Genomic DNA, 15,056 nt, shown 5'->3' with positions numbered 1-15,056 from the left:
GTTTCGTCATCCAATGTTTTTAAAGACTATTGGATTTTCACTGTACGACGCCAATTTTATGTTGAACCCTTCTTCCGAAAGGTAGCTTGTAGCCGTTTTGTATTGGAAGAACAATAGCCAGTTCAAAATAGTTTTATAATTTTTTATTAACTGCAGTTTTAATTCAAAAAGCTTACGCTCTTAGTGAAGTACAGGTTGTACTAGTAAATATTTTAAACATCCTTTGGTTATCAACCAGAGCTTACAACTCGCGATTAATCATGAAGGACAGCTAATCATAAAATACCTTCAGCTGCTCCAGCCTCTTTTTTACCAGCTTACTCTTCATCGGTTCAAAACTCATGATTTCTTTGCTGTTCTGTTTTACGGATACCCGAAACGGCTGGTTTAGCTTTGCTGTTAAATGATAGATAGCCACTAGCTCAGCGAGGTCTTCAAACCATGCAGCTGTACTGTAAAGTGACGCGAAGGGTGTTTTTTGAAGCTCTTTGTATATTTTAGGTGCATCAGAAACCGGCACCTGCTTTCCGCTCCGGAAGCGTGTCGTTGCCAGCAAAGGGCTGATGAATGCTTTCTCGGGCATATTCGCGGCATGCCAGATACCCCGGGTAAATGCTGTAGGTGCCGCAACTGTATCACCCGCGACGGAGTGAGGTGTAAGTGCCAGTACCGCATCCACTACATGCGTTGCCTCGTGAAGCAATACGTACACCATAGCGTCCAGCTCGCCGGCCTCTATCGTTACCTTCAGTCCGCTGTCTTCAGGAAATGTGTAGTACGAATTCTCCTTCCATGTGGCCCATTGGGAAACAGTTTCATTAATAATCTCTGCACGAAAAATTATGTTGAATTTTTGGCTTGAATCGGCTGTTTCAACCGGGGATGTAAGTGCCGTATTGGGCATATTATCCATGAAACTTATACTGTGCAGATGTTGCTTCAGAATTTTACTATGCAGCGGCGACAGCATACTGAAAGCCTTTGCGACCTTGTCTTTTTCTTTTGCTGTCAGTACATGATCCACAGGCTGCATCCCTGCTTCGCGAAATTTGTTGAAAACTTCGTCCGGTGCCGGTTTTATTCGTTCTGCCAATGCTGACAAGGACCGACTTTCTGGAATTTGCGCGCGAAGAGCCATCGGGATAATAAGAGAAAAAAATAAGTAAGTAAAAAATCTGCTTATCATATTGAATTTTGTTTTGGAGCAAAAAAGACTGAATTTACAAAAAAAACTGAATTTAATTTATGGCAAGAAATTTTGCCCGGAATGCTGATGGCGTTTCACCTGATTTCTGCACAAATAGCCTGCTGAAGTATGCTGGATCTTCATATCCCAGTTCATAACCAACCTCTTTTGCCGTCAGATTGGTATGTACCAGCAGCCGTTTTGCTTCTAACAGAATTCTGTTCTTTATCACATCATTAGGCTGTGGCAGATTGAGTCTTTTAAATTTATGGCTAATCGTTTTTGGAGCCATAAACAGCAGTTCGGCATAGTCGGCAACATGGTGCTTTTCCTTATAATGTTCGTCAACCAACAAGGTAAACTTCCTGAAAAACTCCAGGTCGCTGTTCTGTTCAGTAAGTTCTTTATCGAGATTTTGTTTTTTCCACAACCGTGCGGATTTGATGAACAATTGTTTGAGATAGGTACGAAGCATCTCTTCCAGCGAGGTATCGTTCAATCCGAACTCATCCGTAATCTGTCCGAAAATATAGCTAAAGAAAGGAATTTCGCCATTGTCCAATTCCACCTTCGGCATATTGTAGATGTTGCTGAACAGCAATCCGTTACAGGCTACTTCCTCATCATGTATCTGGATACAATAAAAGTTGCGGTTGTAAAAGATGAAGTGTCCCTCTTCTTTTCCGAGCTTCTTTATATGCAGATGCTGATTGGGGCTTACAAAGAAGAGGGAGGGCTGTTTTACGGAATATTCAGCAAGATCAACCTGTAACTCAGTTCCCTTTGAAAGAAGCAGTACTTTTATGTATTGTTTATAACCCGCGCTATTAATGGAGTCAACATTTTCTTCATGCAACGATATAAGTCCTATGGTTTTTAGGTCGTTTCGAAATACTTTTTCACTTGCCATATTGGTAAACTAATGGGGTTAAAAATACAAATCTCAGTTTAAATAGAAACAGGAGAACATAATATTCTTGCTCTCCTGTTTTGCAATTCATCATGATTTTGCAAATTTCTCCAGCTCGGTATTGAATTTTTCCATTTCTTCGACAAATAAGGCATGACCGCTGTTTTCAAAGCGGATAAGCGTTGCATTTTTTATGCCTTTCTGTAATTGTTCGGCCCAAACAAGCGGACAGTTTTTATCATAAACTCCCTGAAATATGGTCACAGGAATATTGATTTTTGAAAGCTGGGGGCGTAGGTCTAAATCGCGGAGTGCGGTGATCGATTCTGTCATGGCATAAGGAGAGGCCTGCAAGTTGATATTCTCCAACCATTTTTCTACGTTTTTAGAGATATTGCCCTCTTTCGCCACGAAGCCTGCACCGAAACTTGCGATCAGATCCTCTCTTTGTGTTTTGGTTGCGTTTATCAATCCTTGTACAGCTGCATCCGGCAATCCGTCAGGAAAACCTTCCCGCTGTTTCCACGATGGTGCTGCCGCCCCAAACAGCGCTAGCTTGCTTATATGGGCGGAGTTATATTTTGTTACATAATGCAGCACCACTGCGCCACCGAGCGAAAACCCTCCAAGCGTAGCATTTTGTATGTCCAGTTTTTCCAGAACCACTTTTATATCATCGGAAAAAACATCAAAGTCATACTTTCCGTAAGGTTTATCTGATTTTCCAAAACCACGAAGTGTAATTCCAATCACCCTGAATCCTCTGCGGGATAGATATTGGTATTGGTATTCGTACATTTCATCGCTCAATGGCCAACCGTGAATCAATACGATAGGTTTACCTTCGCCAAGGTCGGTTACATGGAGCTTTACTCCCTTTTCTACTTCGATGTATTCTGCTCTTCCGGCAGAAGCTGGTACTCTTTTCCCTTGAGCAAAAATAGAAGTGCTCAATAAAGTCATCACTAAGCTGATTGTTGCAATAATTGTTTTCATTTTTTTAATGTTTAAATTGTTTAAAAGTTATGATACAAAGATATAATCAGCTTGATTCGTATGGAATGGATAATGGTGGATATGTATTGTACTTTTTTCCCTAGCAAAGAATTTAAGGGTAATAGCCGTGAATCCAAAGTAATATTAAAATTTGAAGTTCTTACCAAGGCTTTCCCCCAATGTTGTATCTTGGGCTGATCCCTTAATCACCTAATACCTTGACGATAGCCACGCCCACGGCCTTGGCTGATTGTGGATTTTGGCCAGTGATCAATCTGCCGTCAATAGTAACATGCGACTGCCATGGTTCGGATTTTTCATAAATCCCACCTATTGCCTTTAGCCTATCCTCTAGTAAAAAGGGGACCACATTGCTAAGTTTTACAAGCTCTTCTTCTTCGTTGCTAAAGCCATTGACTTTTTTCCCTTTTATCAAATATTCGCCGGTGCTCAGTTTGATGTTTGTTAAGCCTGCAGGTCCATGACATACAGCTGCGACAAGCCCATTTGCCTCGTATATCTTGCTCGCAATCTTTGCGATTGATGAATCGAAAGGAAGATCCCACATCGCACCATGTCCTCCGGCATAAAAGATAGCTTTATATTCTTCAGGTTTTACCTGAGAAGGTTTGAGTGAATGGGTGATTTTACTGTGATAGTATTTATCCTCCCAGAATTTTTTGTTAACGGGATCATTTAGGTCAAATCCATCCACAGGTGGATTTCCACCCTGTGGGCTAACGAAATCAATCTCATATCCAGCAGCTGTTAAAACCTCCCATGGATGTGAGACTTCACCGAGATAATAACCTGTTTTTTCGCCTGTATCGCCTTTTGTATCGTGACTAGTCACTACAAATAGAATTTTTGGTTTTTGGTTTGTTGCATAGCTATGCGTTACTATTAGGATTAATAGAGCCGAAAATATTCCTATTTGCCTAAAGAGTCGTTTTGCTTTCATATCGATTTGATTTTCTTCTTGTTGGAACAAATTTCTTGATTTTGTATAGTAATTTACCGTGACTTACATCACAAAATTAAAATTCACCTCCCCATTCCCGCCATTCACCGAGTTTTCCCGATCGTTGGTCTAAAGCCGATAGGCTAGGGGCGTATTGTGTTGTAGTTTTGAGTCAACAAATAAGAACAACGGAACTAACACAATAAAATAAAGACATTATGAAAGCATTAGTAAAAACATTCACAGCAGCAGCTTTAATCGCAGTATCAACTTTCGCTATGGCGGCTGAAGGACCTGGAGCAAAAGCAACAAAAACAAACGTTAACCTTTCCACAGCAGACTTCGCTTTGGATCACTATGTAGCGGTAACCACGGAGGGCGAATCAGCAGGCGTAGAGCAGTTATTCGCAGAAGATTTCAATCAAAAGATCCAATCTACAAATGCGCAGTCTAACAGCCGTAGCGAAGTGGTTAAACTATTGAAAAAGCAAAAAGGAGAGAAGTTGAATTGTGCGGTAAGTACTGATATCATCGAAGAATCGGCAGACTATATGGTTGCTAAAGTGACTTTGAAATTTGAAAACTTCACCAAAACAGATTTAGTTACCTTGGAGCGTGTAGGCAATGACTGGAAAGTATCCAAATCGATCAATTCGTATAAGTAGTATTTAATAACTAGTTGTCTGCTCGGTCAGATCGGTAGCAGACAACTAGTGAATCATATGTTTAAGTTTAGTTTAAAGGCCAGTTCGCGAGATCTGGCTTTTTCATGATCTATTTAAAATAGCGAGTGGTGTCGAGAATAACTTAGTTAGTGGAGCTCAATTAGAACCTCACTGTCAAGGTCAATCTCCTGTTCCAGTAGGGCTGCATACTCTTTCCCAAATGCAGCTCCTGTACGTGCTGCTACGACAGCATCATGTTTGAGAAAGAAATTAACCATCTGTGGCGATTGTTTCCGCACATTACTTCCGGTCCACATTCCAGCTGGAATGATTTCAAAGTCTAACCTGTCTTTGTATTTTTGATATAGTTTTACCGTATTTTCTGTATTACCATAACACCATCCACATAGGGGATCCATGATATGTATAATTTTCATTGCCTTATTTTTTTTAAACTCATCCTCACTATTGCATTGCATCTACGACAGTTTTACTGTCCACAAATTGTTCAAATTTGATGATTTTTCCTTCTCTCAATAGCCAAATATGAGCTACTCTGGCCGAAAATGGTTTTCCACTTGCTTTATTTATTCCTGTATAGGATCCAAAGGCAACCACTTTATCATCACTAGCGACATAATCTTCTGGCGTGAATTTGTAATCTATCCATTCACTTGCAAGACGACTAAAAACGTTTTTGGTAATTTCCTCCAATCCCACATATGTTCCCGCATATGGAAAGCCTTTAGCTTCAGTCCATTGAACACTATCATCAACGTGCGCTGCTAATGCTCTTCCGTTTTCCTCCGAAGTTTTCCCTTCGTAGGTACTTTTTACAATTTCTAAATTTGTCATTATCTTATTATTTCTTATTGAACAGCCCGATAGTAGAGATAAGACCATCAGGCTGTGAATTAATAATTTCATACCGATCAATTTACCATTTCATTTCACCAGTATTTACTTTTGCTCCGATCTGAAGAGCAGTCTCAAAGGTAAGATCCGGATATTGGGTTTTAATTGCGTTCACCAATGCGACAGATGTCTTGTTTGTTTTCAAAGCATTTTCGTAAAACTGAATATATTCTTTGCTGTGTTTAACCGAAGTTAGATCCAAAATATCCGAATTTTTTCCATGTGCCGGAATGACAATTGAAGGCTGTAATGCTATAATTTTATCCAATACATTGATCCATTTGTTGCGTGCCTCTGCAGTTTGTGCATCTGCCATCCAGAGGTTGAATGAATTACCAAATACATTTATACCGCCTTGTACGGTTTTTATGGAAGGTATATAAACGAATGTTCTTGAAGGAAATTCATCCAACCCGATAATTTCCAGTTTTTCCCCTTCTAACTCGATACTATTTCCCTTTAACACCTGTGGTAATACTACATTACTCGTGATCGCTGAGCCTAATTGACCGCCCCAGACATCCAATTTCTTTTGTGCTGTTCTTGAAATTTCCTCTACAACTTTAGGTGCAGCATATGCAGTTACCTCAGGAAAATATCTTTTAAAAACTTCCAGTCCAAAATAAAAATCAGGGTCATTATGCGACACGTAAATCGCCTTTAACTTCTTACCAGAATCTTTTATTTGCTTTGCTACAGTTTCAGCATCTGCCAAAGTGAATTGCGCATCTAACAAAACCGCTTCTGTCTGACCGGAAACAACGACAGAAGCTACTCCGAAACTGCTCTCAGATGCATTGTAAACGTCTAAATTAAACTTTCCTGCGTTCAATTTTCTAAAATTTTGTGCTTGTGTTGACATACTCAATAATGTTATAAATGTTAATACTTTTGTTTTTAATAATGATTTCATCTTTTTTTTCATTTTATTTGAGACAAAATTACCGTACACGGACATCGTTTACCATTGAACAAGTTCAATAAATGAAAATCTTAAAAATTAAATAGCAGGTGGGGATTCGGGTTTTGCTATAAATATGGAGCGTATGGCACAAAAGATTATTAAATACAGCAGAACTATGCTGATGCTTTAGAGCAGCTCTATTTCGGTAGCACAGTATTTTTGCAGTTGTTTAAATCGCGAGGTACTCGAATATATATTACTTTCTATTTGCTGTTTTCTTTCTTATTTTACTTAGAAACTCATGGCTGATCCCGAGATATGCGGCAATTTGCAAATTGGTCAGCCGCTGGTTTAATGAAGGATAATTTTCAATGAAATCCAGGTAACGTTGATCCGCGGTTTTACCTAGATTATCAATCATTCGGCGCTGTAGTGCAGTGTGGGTTTTTTGTGTCATGATCCGGAATAGCTTTTCTACAAAAGGGAAATTTTCATAGGCAAAATCTTTGTCCTTTTTCGAAATAATCAGCACCTCACTATCTTCAATAGCTTCAATAAAAAGCTGAGAGGGTGTCTGGTTGGAAAAACTATCGATATCTGTGAGCCACCAATCTTCCATTCCGAAGTATAATGTCTGCTCCGTGCCCTTCGTATCAATGTGATACACCTTAAAGAGTCCTTTAGTTATAAAAGCCTCAAATTTACATACTTCGCCAGCCCGCAGTAGAAAGTCTTTTTTTTGAATTGATTTTGGACGGAATAAGTTGCAAAACTGCGAAATGTCAGTCTGAGAACTTGAGATATTCCGCGAAATATTAAGATGTAAAACTTCAATCATACGTATATAATTGTTGATAAAATAAAAATATCAAATTAATGTGGAATTACGATCCAGATATCAAAAAAAACTATTGGAGAAGGTTCCTAAGATTCGTCATTCTAGATAAAAAAAACTTTCAACTTTGTAGTTTACAAATGACTCTTCTGTTTAAAATTAATATATTAAATTTTGTGCCCAAAGTATTCTTAAGATCGATATATTTTCTGCCCTCTTTTAGCAAAGAAAACCTTAATCAAGTCCCATGTTGGTCCTGGATATAAACTCCTTGTTATATATTATAAAGAAAAAGTAAAATGGATTAACCCCATATTGCTTTGACCTCATTTTGATAGGATAAAACAGATATATTATCCATCCGCTTGTGAATAGTCCTATTTAATTGAATTATGTTACCGCTATTTGAATGAATAGTCCTACTTTATAAATATAAACTAGTTATAAAATTATGGCATAAACTTTCGCTATGGCAGCTGAAGGGCCAGGAGCAAAAGCAACAAAAGCAAAGGTTAACCTTTCCACCACAGACTTGGCTCTTGATCACTATGTTGCGGTAACTACGGAGGGAGAATCAGCAGGAGTTGAGCAGTTGTTTGCAGCTGATTTTAATCAAAAGATCCAAGCTTCCAATGCGCAGTCTAACAGCCGTAGCGAAGTGATTAAATCCTTGAAAAAACAAAAAGGCGAAAAGCTAAACTGTACAGTAAGCACAGATATCATCGAGGAATCGGCAGACTATATGGTGGCTAAAGTAACGTTGAAATTTGAAAACTTCACCAAAACAGATTTAGTTACTTTGGAGCGTGTGGGGAATGACTGGAAAGTATCCAAATCGATCAATTCGTATAAGTAGTATCCAATAACTGGTGGTTTGCCAATAATAAAAGACAAACCACTAGTGAATCATATGTTTAAGTTTAGTTTAAAGGCCAGTTCGCGAGATCTGGCTTTTTTGTTTTATGCTGTTTTCAACTCCGAAGAAAATAAAAAACTTCTGTGCAAAATTGGAGGCTGAAATAGTTTAGAAAATTATGTATTATTGTTAGCGTACATATTATGCAAAGTAGTTTTACGATGAGACTAAAATTTCTCCTTGTTATTTTGGGGCCGGGCTTTTTGCTTTTTTCTTGCAAAAACAAGAGTTTAACAAATTCCATGTGGAAAAATTGTGGCGATAATAGTGGCCTACAGGATATCCTTGTATTTAATGATACGTATAATTTCGTACGGAATGATACCATCTATAGCAGGCTGGTTATTGATTCCCCAATCGCTGTAATTAACCGGATTGATAGCTATTATGGCGAAAGAAGATTATATCTAAATAGGCTTTCTGATCAAAAGACCTATAGGTACTGTGAACAATAGTCGATCATATTAACATGTTTTAATCTATGCAATTCAATAATGATCATCAGTACACTATCGGGTTAAGAGTGAAAAAAACTAAAAATTGGCCATTCTTATTTATTGTATTTTTATTGGTTTTGGCAATCGTATATTCACGGTTAATTACTCATTCGATGATTGTAGGGAAATATTATTTTAAATATTACGCTTGTACTGCTATGGGGGATTTACCAAATAGGGACGATATGCTTACTTTGCTTGATGAAAATAAATATAGAAGTTCTTACTGGGGAAGTGGAGAGTATCGTATAGAATATGAGATTTTTAGAACAGTATTAGTGTTAAGCAATTCAGGTGGGACGGTTTCAAATGAGCTAGAAATAAAAAAAGTTGGAAACAGGATCAATATTGTTTTGGATGAAACCTGTGATTTTTTTTATGAAAAGACTGATTGGAAGATCTCGGATTAATCTTTTCTTTCAATATTTTATTCTTCAGGGAGCTACGTTTGTTATCATGATATCGTTTGTCTTTTTATTTAATAGGCTGGTAAGTAATCCTGCTGTATGTAATTTTGTTTTTAAGTCTCTTTTTAATTCTGTGCTAGTGCTGCAATACATTCCTCCCGTATTTTCCAGAGCTCATTTAATGGATATGGGATCTTATTGGTTTCGATCCAGCGCGATAAAAATTCCTTATGATATTGAACTTTGTAGTCAGTGATTTGATCAGGGCTGATTTCGACTTCTTCTAAAAGATCCAGTTCAAACTCAGTCTCGTCAACACTAATGCCTGTAAAATCCAACATGTAATTATGATTTCGCAGATAATTATGGGCCTCCGGGATATCTTTTAGATTATATTTGGCTAGGATATCCTTTATTTTAGGGGTATTATTGCTATTCATGGTGAAAATGCCTAATAGAAGACTTAGGCTTTTGTTCCCATTTTCCTCAGCCAATCTTTTCAATAGTGCATGTTTTGTACTGCAAGTTCCACATAACTCATCAAACAAAACCAATTTACTATTTTTATCATTGTTTCGTCTATACTCAAGGCTTTCTACCCATTTACAAGCTTCGGCAAAGCTGTTTATAGCTAAATTGTTGAATGATCTAGAAACAATTCCATTCTTGCCGTCAATTTCAAAATCAGGTGCTCTCATTCTTTATTTCAATTTTATTTGTTTCGCTATTATAGCTCATATTTAAGTGCCTGTCCCAATTACAAAATTCATCACAGGTAAACTCAAGTATTGGTCCATTCCAAGTTTTGAATCTGATATTGTCCATTTCAATTGGGCTTGAAATTTGCTCCCAATGTTGTATACTATTGATGATCCTAATAACATTATAATAGTCTGATAAGAGAAAGTCTCCAAGAGGTGTTGCGGTTAAGTTTCGATAGTCTGACTGTTCTTCTAGATCCACTAGATCTCCATTGATACTAAGCTGATATAGATAATCTGAGGTCAAAACCAAGATAATATTTTTTATCGATGAAATCGATACGGCTTTCGGAAGACCTCTAAAGACACCGCACCATTCTGAATAATCATCATTTGTAAATTTGATATATGTCCAATTCTGAGAATTCCATGAGCTAGTATTATCATAGATTCTCTCATCGTATTCACCAGAATAAGGACGGTTTATTATTTGGCCTTCAATGATCATATTTGTAGTTTATTTGTTTATTTTTTCCATCATTTTCGCTGGGTTAGACAGCGGGGTGAATCCAAATTTTTCATATAAGCCATGTGCATCATCTGTTCCCAATCCCCATGCTTTACTAAAATGGCAATGTTAGATACATTGCTATATCGATCGCAAGAATCATCGACATATACCCGTTTGTAGCGTCTGAGATTATCGACGGATTCAAAAGTATATTGGTGATCGGTATAGATTAATACTTTATATTGTTGATGGGCAATTTCAATCATTTGGACTTGTAGAAGCTTTTGCTATTAAAGATAGCTGTTATAGTCTGATTATCGAAAATTCAGTACGTTATTCTAAGCCCTTCCACCTCCCTATTCCCGCCATTCACCGAGTTTTACTGATCGTTAGTCTAAAGCCCATAGGCTAGGAGACTATTGTGTTGTAGTTTTGAGTCAACAAATAAGAACAACAGAACTAACACAATAAAAAAGACATTATGAAAGCATTAGTAAAAACATTCGCAGCAGCAGCTTTAATCGCAGTATCAACTTTCGCTATGGCAGCTGAAGGACCAGGAGCAAAAACAACAAAAGCTAACATTAACCTTTCAACAGCAGACTTCGCTTTAGAGCACTATGTAGCGGTAACTACTGAGGGAGAATCAGCAGGAGTAGAGCAGTTATTCGCAGCTGATTTTAATCAAAAGATCCAAGCAACAAATGCGCAGTCTAACAGCCGTAGCGAAGTGGTTAAACTATTGAAAAAGCAAAAAGGCGAGAAGTTGAATTGTGCAGTAAGTACTGATATCATCGAGGAATCGGCAGACTATATGGTGGCTAAAGTGACGTTGAAATTTGAGAATTTCACCAAAACAGATTTAGTTACCTTGGAGCGTGTGGGGAATGACTGGAAAGTATCCAAATCAATCAATTCGTATAAGTAGTATCAAATAGCTGGTGGTTTGCCAGTCATAAAAAGGCAAACCACTAGTGAATCATATGTTTAAGTTTAGTTTAAAAGCCAGGTCGCGAGATCTGGCTTTTTTGAGTCATTACTCCCCGTAGCTTTAATATCCCTATTAAAGGTTTCTTGATTTTTTGATCTCTTTTGCCATTTCCATTGCTTTCTTCATGTCAGGAATACCATAACCATAAGGGATAATCGGGGTATTGATTCGATCTCCTGATTTGCGTATTACATCCATTAGTTCTTTATTGCTCAATTGCGGATAAGCTTGCCATAAACAGGCGGCTAAACCACAAAGTATAGGACTCGAATAGGAGGTTCCACTACGTAGTTCACCGGCGCCTGATTTCCCGATTACCCATGCTCCTTCACCTAGGGCCATAACATCCGGTTTCATTCTACCATCTACTGTCACTCCCCAAGATGTAAAATATGCTACGTCACGATCATTAAATACCGCACCTACTGTAAGTACATGAGGAGAGTCGGCCGGACTCCCTACCCAGGTTCTGTCATTGCCAGCACAATTGACAATCAAGATAACTTTACTGGCTGCTATGTTAGCAGCCCTGGTGGCAAATGTGGTCTTTCCATCCATCTCTTCAAATTTATAGGCAGGATTGTAGAAACTTTTTGGACCATAGTAAAGTGACGAATTAATGATATCTACACCAACACTGTCCGCAAATTCAGCCGCGCTGGCCCAGTAGTCCTCTTCAACGTGCTGTTCAGATGATTGATCTTCTGAGCGAAGCAGCCAGTAATTTGCCTCCGGTGCGGTACCCACATATGTTCCAGGTTGGTTGACAGCCATACAGGAGCTTACCCAAACTCCGTGAATATCGATCGCATATGGATCATCGTTTTCATAGACAAAAGATTTAGCACCTTTGATATTCACATTTTTAAAAGCTGGGTTATTTTTAAGATTCAAAAAACCGGCATCGATGACAGCAATATCGATACCTGCTCCTTTAAAACCATTCTCATGAAGCACCTGGCCATTATTTATGCTTATATTGGAGGCAGCTCCGCCATAGTCCAATTTATTATTAGGGGTATTGTTGGATACCCTTTGCGGGATATCTTTATACTTTCCTTTCTCGGTCAAGTTTTCCCTAGGTCCTTCCCATACTTTTTCTGCGGAGTGCACAAAGGGGAGATTTTTATAGTTGTCAATAAGGAAATAATCTACACAATGTACCGTGACGGTATTTAGCCATTTACTTTTGGAGACAATTTTACATCCTATCTTTTCAATTTGATTTAAATAGTCCTCCGAAATCGGAAGATCGGAATTGTCGATTGCGATGTTTCGTTTCTGCCGCCGCTGGATAGCCTTCTCTGATAAGAATGTTTCAGGATTATTCAACGTATGAGAAGATGTTCCTTTGTCCTTTAGTACTAACCTAAACTTGTAGTCATTGGCATCTGTTACAATGATTTTTACTTTCGCTGTTGCCTTGCCATTCGCAAGGGTTGCTATTGCATATGTTTCACCAGCTCCTTCAGGCCATACTGAAGCTTCCTTTGTTTCTGGATTTTGTGTTAAACTTGCAATTCTTGTGTTCTCGACTGTCCAGTTTATTTCATCTGAGTCACCTACCGGCAGATTCTGTATCTCAGCGGACAGCCTGGCCCCTAAAAATTGTATTTCACGTTTTAAGTAAACTTCATCTGGTTTAATGACAATTTTTACAGGTTCGGCAATGACAGTCTCTTCATTTTTTTTGCATGAATTAAATAAAAAGCACAGTAAAAGTAAATACGAAGAAATTTTGAATGAATGAAGCATTTATATGTTATAATTCAATTGATTTTTGTGGTATATAAAGACTTATTTGTGTTGCCAAATAAGTTTTTGTATTTGTAGTGAAATCGAGTGCAAATTAAATAAATATTGACTATTAATTCTCTTTATTTATTATTTAATTTTAGTATTTGTATGGTTTGTGCTTTATATTTCTTTCTCTCCATTCCCGCAGTTCACCTAGTTTTCCTGAGCGTTAGTCTAAAGCCCATAGGCTAGAGGCTTATTGTGTCGAATTGAGTTGGACAAATAATGTTTTAATTTTTAGTCTTACCAAGACAGTTGAAGAAAAGGAATTTTATTTGAAGCTAACTATCGAGGAAAAATATAGTTCCAGGGAGTTGGAGCGACAGATTGATAGTTCTGTCTTTGAACGCACAATGATTGGAAATGTAAAACTCTCTTCACTGCCGAGAGAATTTGAAGTAGGCATTAATAAAGCGTTTAAAGATAGCTACGTTTTTGACTTTTTAAATCTACCAGAATCCTATAATGAAGGGGATCTTCAAAAAGGGCTGCTTCGTCAGATGAAAGATTTTATTCTTGAGCTAGGGCGAGACTTCCTATTTATAGACCAAGAATATAAAGTACAAGTGTGAAACTCTGACTTTTATATTGATCTACTTTTTTTTCACCTCCCCATTCCCGCCATTCACCGAGTTTTATAGTTCGTTGGTCTAAAGCCCATAGGCCGGGGGCGTATTGTGTTGTAGTTTTGAGTCAACAAATAAGAACTAAAAACTAACACAATAAAAAAGACATTATGAAAGCATTAGTAAAAACATTCGCAGCAGCAGCTTTAATCGCAGTATCAACTTTCGCTATGGCAGCTGAAGGACCTGGAGCAAAAGCAACAAAAGCAAACGTTAACTTTTCCACAGCAGATTTCGCTTTAGAGCATTATGTAGCGGTAACTACGGAGGGAGAATCAGCAGGAGTTGAGCAGTTATTTGCAGCCGATTTTAATCAAAAGATCCAAGCTACAACTGCGCAGTCTCATAACCGTGAAGCGGTCATCAAATCTCTGAAAAAGCAAAAAGGAGAGAAGTTGAATTGTACAGTAAGCACTGATATCATCGAGGAATCAGCAGACTATATGGTGGCTAAAGTGACTCTAAAATTTGAGAACTTCACCAAAACTGATCTGGTTACTTTGGAGCGTGTGGGCAAAGACTGGAAAGTATCCAAATCGATCAATTCGTATAAATAGTATTTAATAACTAGTGGTTTGTCAGCTCAGGCAGACTACAAACCACTAGTGAATCATATGTTTAAGTTTAGTTTAAAGGCCAGGTCGCGAGATCTGGCTTTTTTATGTTTTATTTAAAATAGCGAAGTGCCTCGAGGATAACTGTAGCTAGTACTACTCAATTAGCATAATTAAGTAGGGAAAATAAATGATTAGGAGAAGAATTAGGAGAAAAATCAAGCATAAATGTTTTTTTAATTACTTTAAACCCATTTTTCAATCGAAAAGTTAGGAGTAAGATAAGTAGAAAGAATAGGCGATTTTATTAGAAGAGCCTGTAATTAGATTCCCCAAAAACCTTCTTAGATGCTTGGAAATTGCTTTTAATCGAAAAGTCAAGATCAATTTTATAAGTAAAATTATTAGAAGACCTATTACCATTATGGTGCACACCTATTGGCAGATCGGTAAGCGTATTGTGGAGCAAGAACAGCAAGGCAATAGCCGTGCAAGGTATGGTTGACCATAGAGGATATCGCAAAAAAATGGACGATGCCAATGCATAACTGGGGCTTGATCATATCCCAACTTTATATATTAGATTTGGGGATAGGCTCAAACTCGAAAGAGGTTTTTAAGTTTTAACTCTATGACACAGTTGGGGTTACACTCCCTTGCGGAATGAAATAATACATTTGAAAC

General features: G+C 37.8%; 18 protein-coding genes and 1 pseudogene. 8 read left to right on the top strand and 11 right to left on the bottom strand.

Going from position 1 to position 15,056, the window contains the following annotated elements; translation table 11 throughout:
• Window positions 1–271: 271 nt before the first annotated feature.
• From OK025_RS01500 to OK025_RS01485, 4 genes are all read right to left on the bottom strand, one after another.
• Window positions 272–1,186 carry a hypothetical protein gene (locus tag OK025_RS01500; RefSeq protein WP_317668042.1) on the bottom strand — a complete coding sequence of 305 codons (915 nt, stop codon included), beginning with the start codon at window positions 1,184–1,186 and terminating at the stop codon, window positions 272–274.
• Between the two features lie 52 nt (window positions 1,187–1,238).
• Complete coding sequence (locus tag OK025_RS01495) at window positions 1,239–2,096, bottom strand: helix-turn-helix domain-containing protein (protein ID WP_317668041.1); 858 nt, start codon at window positions 2,094–2,096, stop codon at window positions 1,239–1,241.
• A gap of 90 nt (window positions 2,097–2,186) precedes the next feature.
• Entirely contained in the window at window positions 2,187–3,092 is a 906-nt protein-coding gene (locus tag OK025_RS01490) for an alpha/beta hydrolase (protein WP_317668040.1), read from the bottom strand.
• Window positions 3,093–3,294: 202 nt separating this feature from the next.
• Complete coding sequence (locus tag OK025_RS01485) at window positions 3,295–4,053, bottom strand: type 1 glutamine amidotransferase domain-containing protein (protein ID WP_317668039.1); 759 nt, start codon at window positions 4,051–4,053, stop codon at window positions 3,295–3,297.
• A 218-nt stretch (window positions 4,054–4,271) separates the two neighbouring features.
• On the opposite strand from OK025_RS01485, the gene OK025_RS01480 reads away from it, so the two are divergent.
• Window positions 4,272–4,718, top strand: a complete 447-nt coding sequence (locus OK025_RS01480) for a nuclear transport factor 2 family protein (RefSeq protein ID WP_317668038.1) — start codon at window positions 4,272–4,274, stop codon at window positions 4,716–4,718.
• A 146-nt stretch (window positions 4,719–4,864) separates the two neighbouring features.
• Here the strand turns inward: OK025_RS01480 and OK025_RS01475 are convergent, their stop codons facing one another.
• The 4 genes from OK025_RS01475 to OK025_RS01460 form a co-directional block, all read right to left on the bottom strand.
• Entirely contained in the window at window positions 4,865–5,155 is a 291-nt protein-coding gene (locus tag OK025_RS01475) for a hypothetical protein (RefSeq protein ID WP_317668037.1), read from the bottom strand.
• Window positions 5,156–5,183: 28 nt separating this feature from the next.
• The gene (locus OK025_RS01470; protein WP_317668036.1) at window positions 5,184–5,573 is read right to left on the bottom strand and encodes a nuclear transport factor 2 family protein; all 390 of its coding nucleotides are present in this window, start codon (window positions 5,571–5,573) and stop codon (window positions 5,184–5,186) included.
• Window positions 5,574–5,655: 82 nt separating this feature from the next.
• Window positions 5,656–6,546 carry an MBL fold metallo-hydrolase gene (locus OK025_RS01465; RefSeq protein ID WP_317668035.1) on the bottom strand — a complete coding sequence of 297 codons (891 nt, stop codon included), beginning with the start codon at window positions 6,544–6,546 and terminating at the stop codon, window positions 5,656–5,658.
• A 247-nt stretch (window positions 6,547–6,793) separates the two neighbouring features.
• Window positions 6,794–7,375: a Crp/Fnr family transcriptional regulator gene (locus OK025_RS01460; RefSeq protein ID WP_317668034.1), complete on the bottom strand. Its 582-nt coding sequence runs from the start codon at window positions 7,373–7,375 to the stop codon at window positions 6,794–6,796.
• Between the two features lie 466 nt (window positions 7,376–7,841).
• Between OK025_RS01460 and OK025_RS01455 the strand changes: the two genes are divergently transcribed.
• Both OK025_RS01455 and OK025_RS01450 read left to right on the top strand, forming a co-directional pair.
• On the top strand, window positions 7,842–8,228 hold the full coding sequence (locus OK025_RS01455) for a nuclear transport factor 2 family protein (protein ID WP_317668033.1): 387 nt from the start codon (window positions 7,842–7,844) through the stop codon (window positions 8,226–8,228).
• Window positions 8,229–8,769: 541 nt separating this feature from the next.
• Window positions 8,770–9,195, top strand: coding sequence for a hypothetical protein (locus OK025_RS01450; RefSeq protein ID WP_317668032.1), 426 nt, complete (start codon window positions 8,770–8,772; stop codon window positions 9,193–9,195).
• A gap of 122 nt (window positions 9,196–9,317) precedes the next feature.
• Here OK025_RS01450 and OK025_RS01445 read toward each other — a convergent pair whose 3' ends face one another.
• Together OK025_RS01445 and OK025_RS01440 are read right to left on the bottom strand one after the other, a co-directional pair.
• Window positions 9,318–9,890, bottom strand: coding sequence for a hypothetical protein (locus OK025_RS01445; RefSeq protein WP_317668031.1), 573 nt, complete (start codon window positions 9,888–9,890; stop codon window positions 9,318–9,320).
• On the bottom strand, window positions 9,877–10,401 hold the full coding sequence (locus OK025_RS01440; protein WP_317668030.1) for a hypothetical protein: 525 nt from the start codon (window positions 10,399–10,401) through the stop codon (window positions 9,877–9,879). Before OK025_RS01440 ends, OK025_RS01445 begins: the two co-directional genes overlap by 14 nt.
• Window positions 10,402–10,885: 484 nt before the next feature.
• Between OK025_RS01440 and OK025_RS01435 the strand changes: the two genes are divergently transcribed.
• Window positions 10,886–11,332 (top strand): nuclear transport factor 2 family protein, encoded by a 447-nt coding sequence (locus tag OK025_RS01435; RefSeq protein ID WP_317668029.1) that lies wholly within the window; start codon window positions 10,886–10,888, stop codon window positions 11,330–11,332.
• Between the two features lie 135 nt (window positions 11,333–11,467).
• Here the strand turns inward: OK025_RS01435 and OK025_RS01430 are convergent, their stop codons facing one another.
• Window positions 11,468–13,150 (bottom strand): S8 family serine peptidase, encoded by a 1,683-nt coding sequence (locus tag OK025_RS01430; protein WP_317668028.1) that lies wholly within the window; start codon window positions 13,148–13,150, stop codon window positions 11,468–11,470.
• Between the two features lie 236 nt (window positions 13,151–13,386).
• Here OK025_RS01430 and OK025_RS01425 point away from each other — a divergent pair.
• The 4 genes and pseudogenes from OK025_RS01425 to OK025_RS01410 all read left to right on the top strand — a co-directional run.
• Window positions 13,387–13,530 (top strand): annotated as a pseudogene (locus OK025_RS01425) (DUF1016 N-terminal domain-containing protein); the annotation flags it as partial.
• A gap of 15 nt (window positions 13,531–13,545) precedes the next feature.
• Window positions 13,546–13,764, top strand: coding sequence for a PDDEXK nuclease domain-containing protein (locus OK025_RS01420; RefSeq protein ID WP_317669749.1), 219 nt, complete (start codon window positions 13,546–13,548; stop codon window positions 13,762–13,764).
• Window positions 13,765–13,928: 164 nt separating this feature from the next.
• Window positions 13,929–14,375 carry a nuclear transport factor 2 family protein gene (locus OK025_RS01415; protein ID WP_317668027.1) on the top strand — a complete coding sequence of 149 codons (447 nt, stop codon included), beginning with the start codon at window positions 13,929–13,931 and terminating at the stop codon, window positions 14,373–14,375.
• Between the two features lie 349 nt (window positions 14,376–14,724).
• Window positions 14,725–14,877, top strand: a complete 153-nt coding sequence (locus tag OK025_RS01410) for a hypothetical protein (RefSeq protein WP_317668026.1) — start codon at window positions 14,725–14,727, stop codon at window positions 14,875–14,877.
• Window positions 14,878–15,056 lie beyond the last annotated feature (179 nt).

Origin of the sequence: Sphingobacterium sp. UGAL515B_05, assembly GCF_033097525.1 — a bacterium.
GTDB lineage: Bacteria > Bacteroidota > Bacteroidia > Sphingobacteriales > Sphingobacteriaceae > Sphingobacterium.
This window is presented reverse-complemented; position numbering and strand designations above follow the sequence as displayed.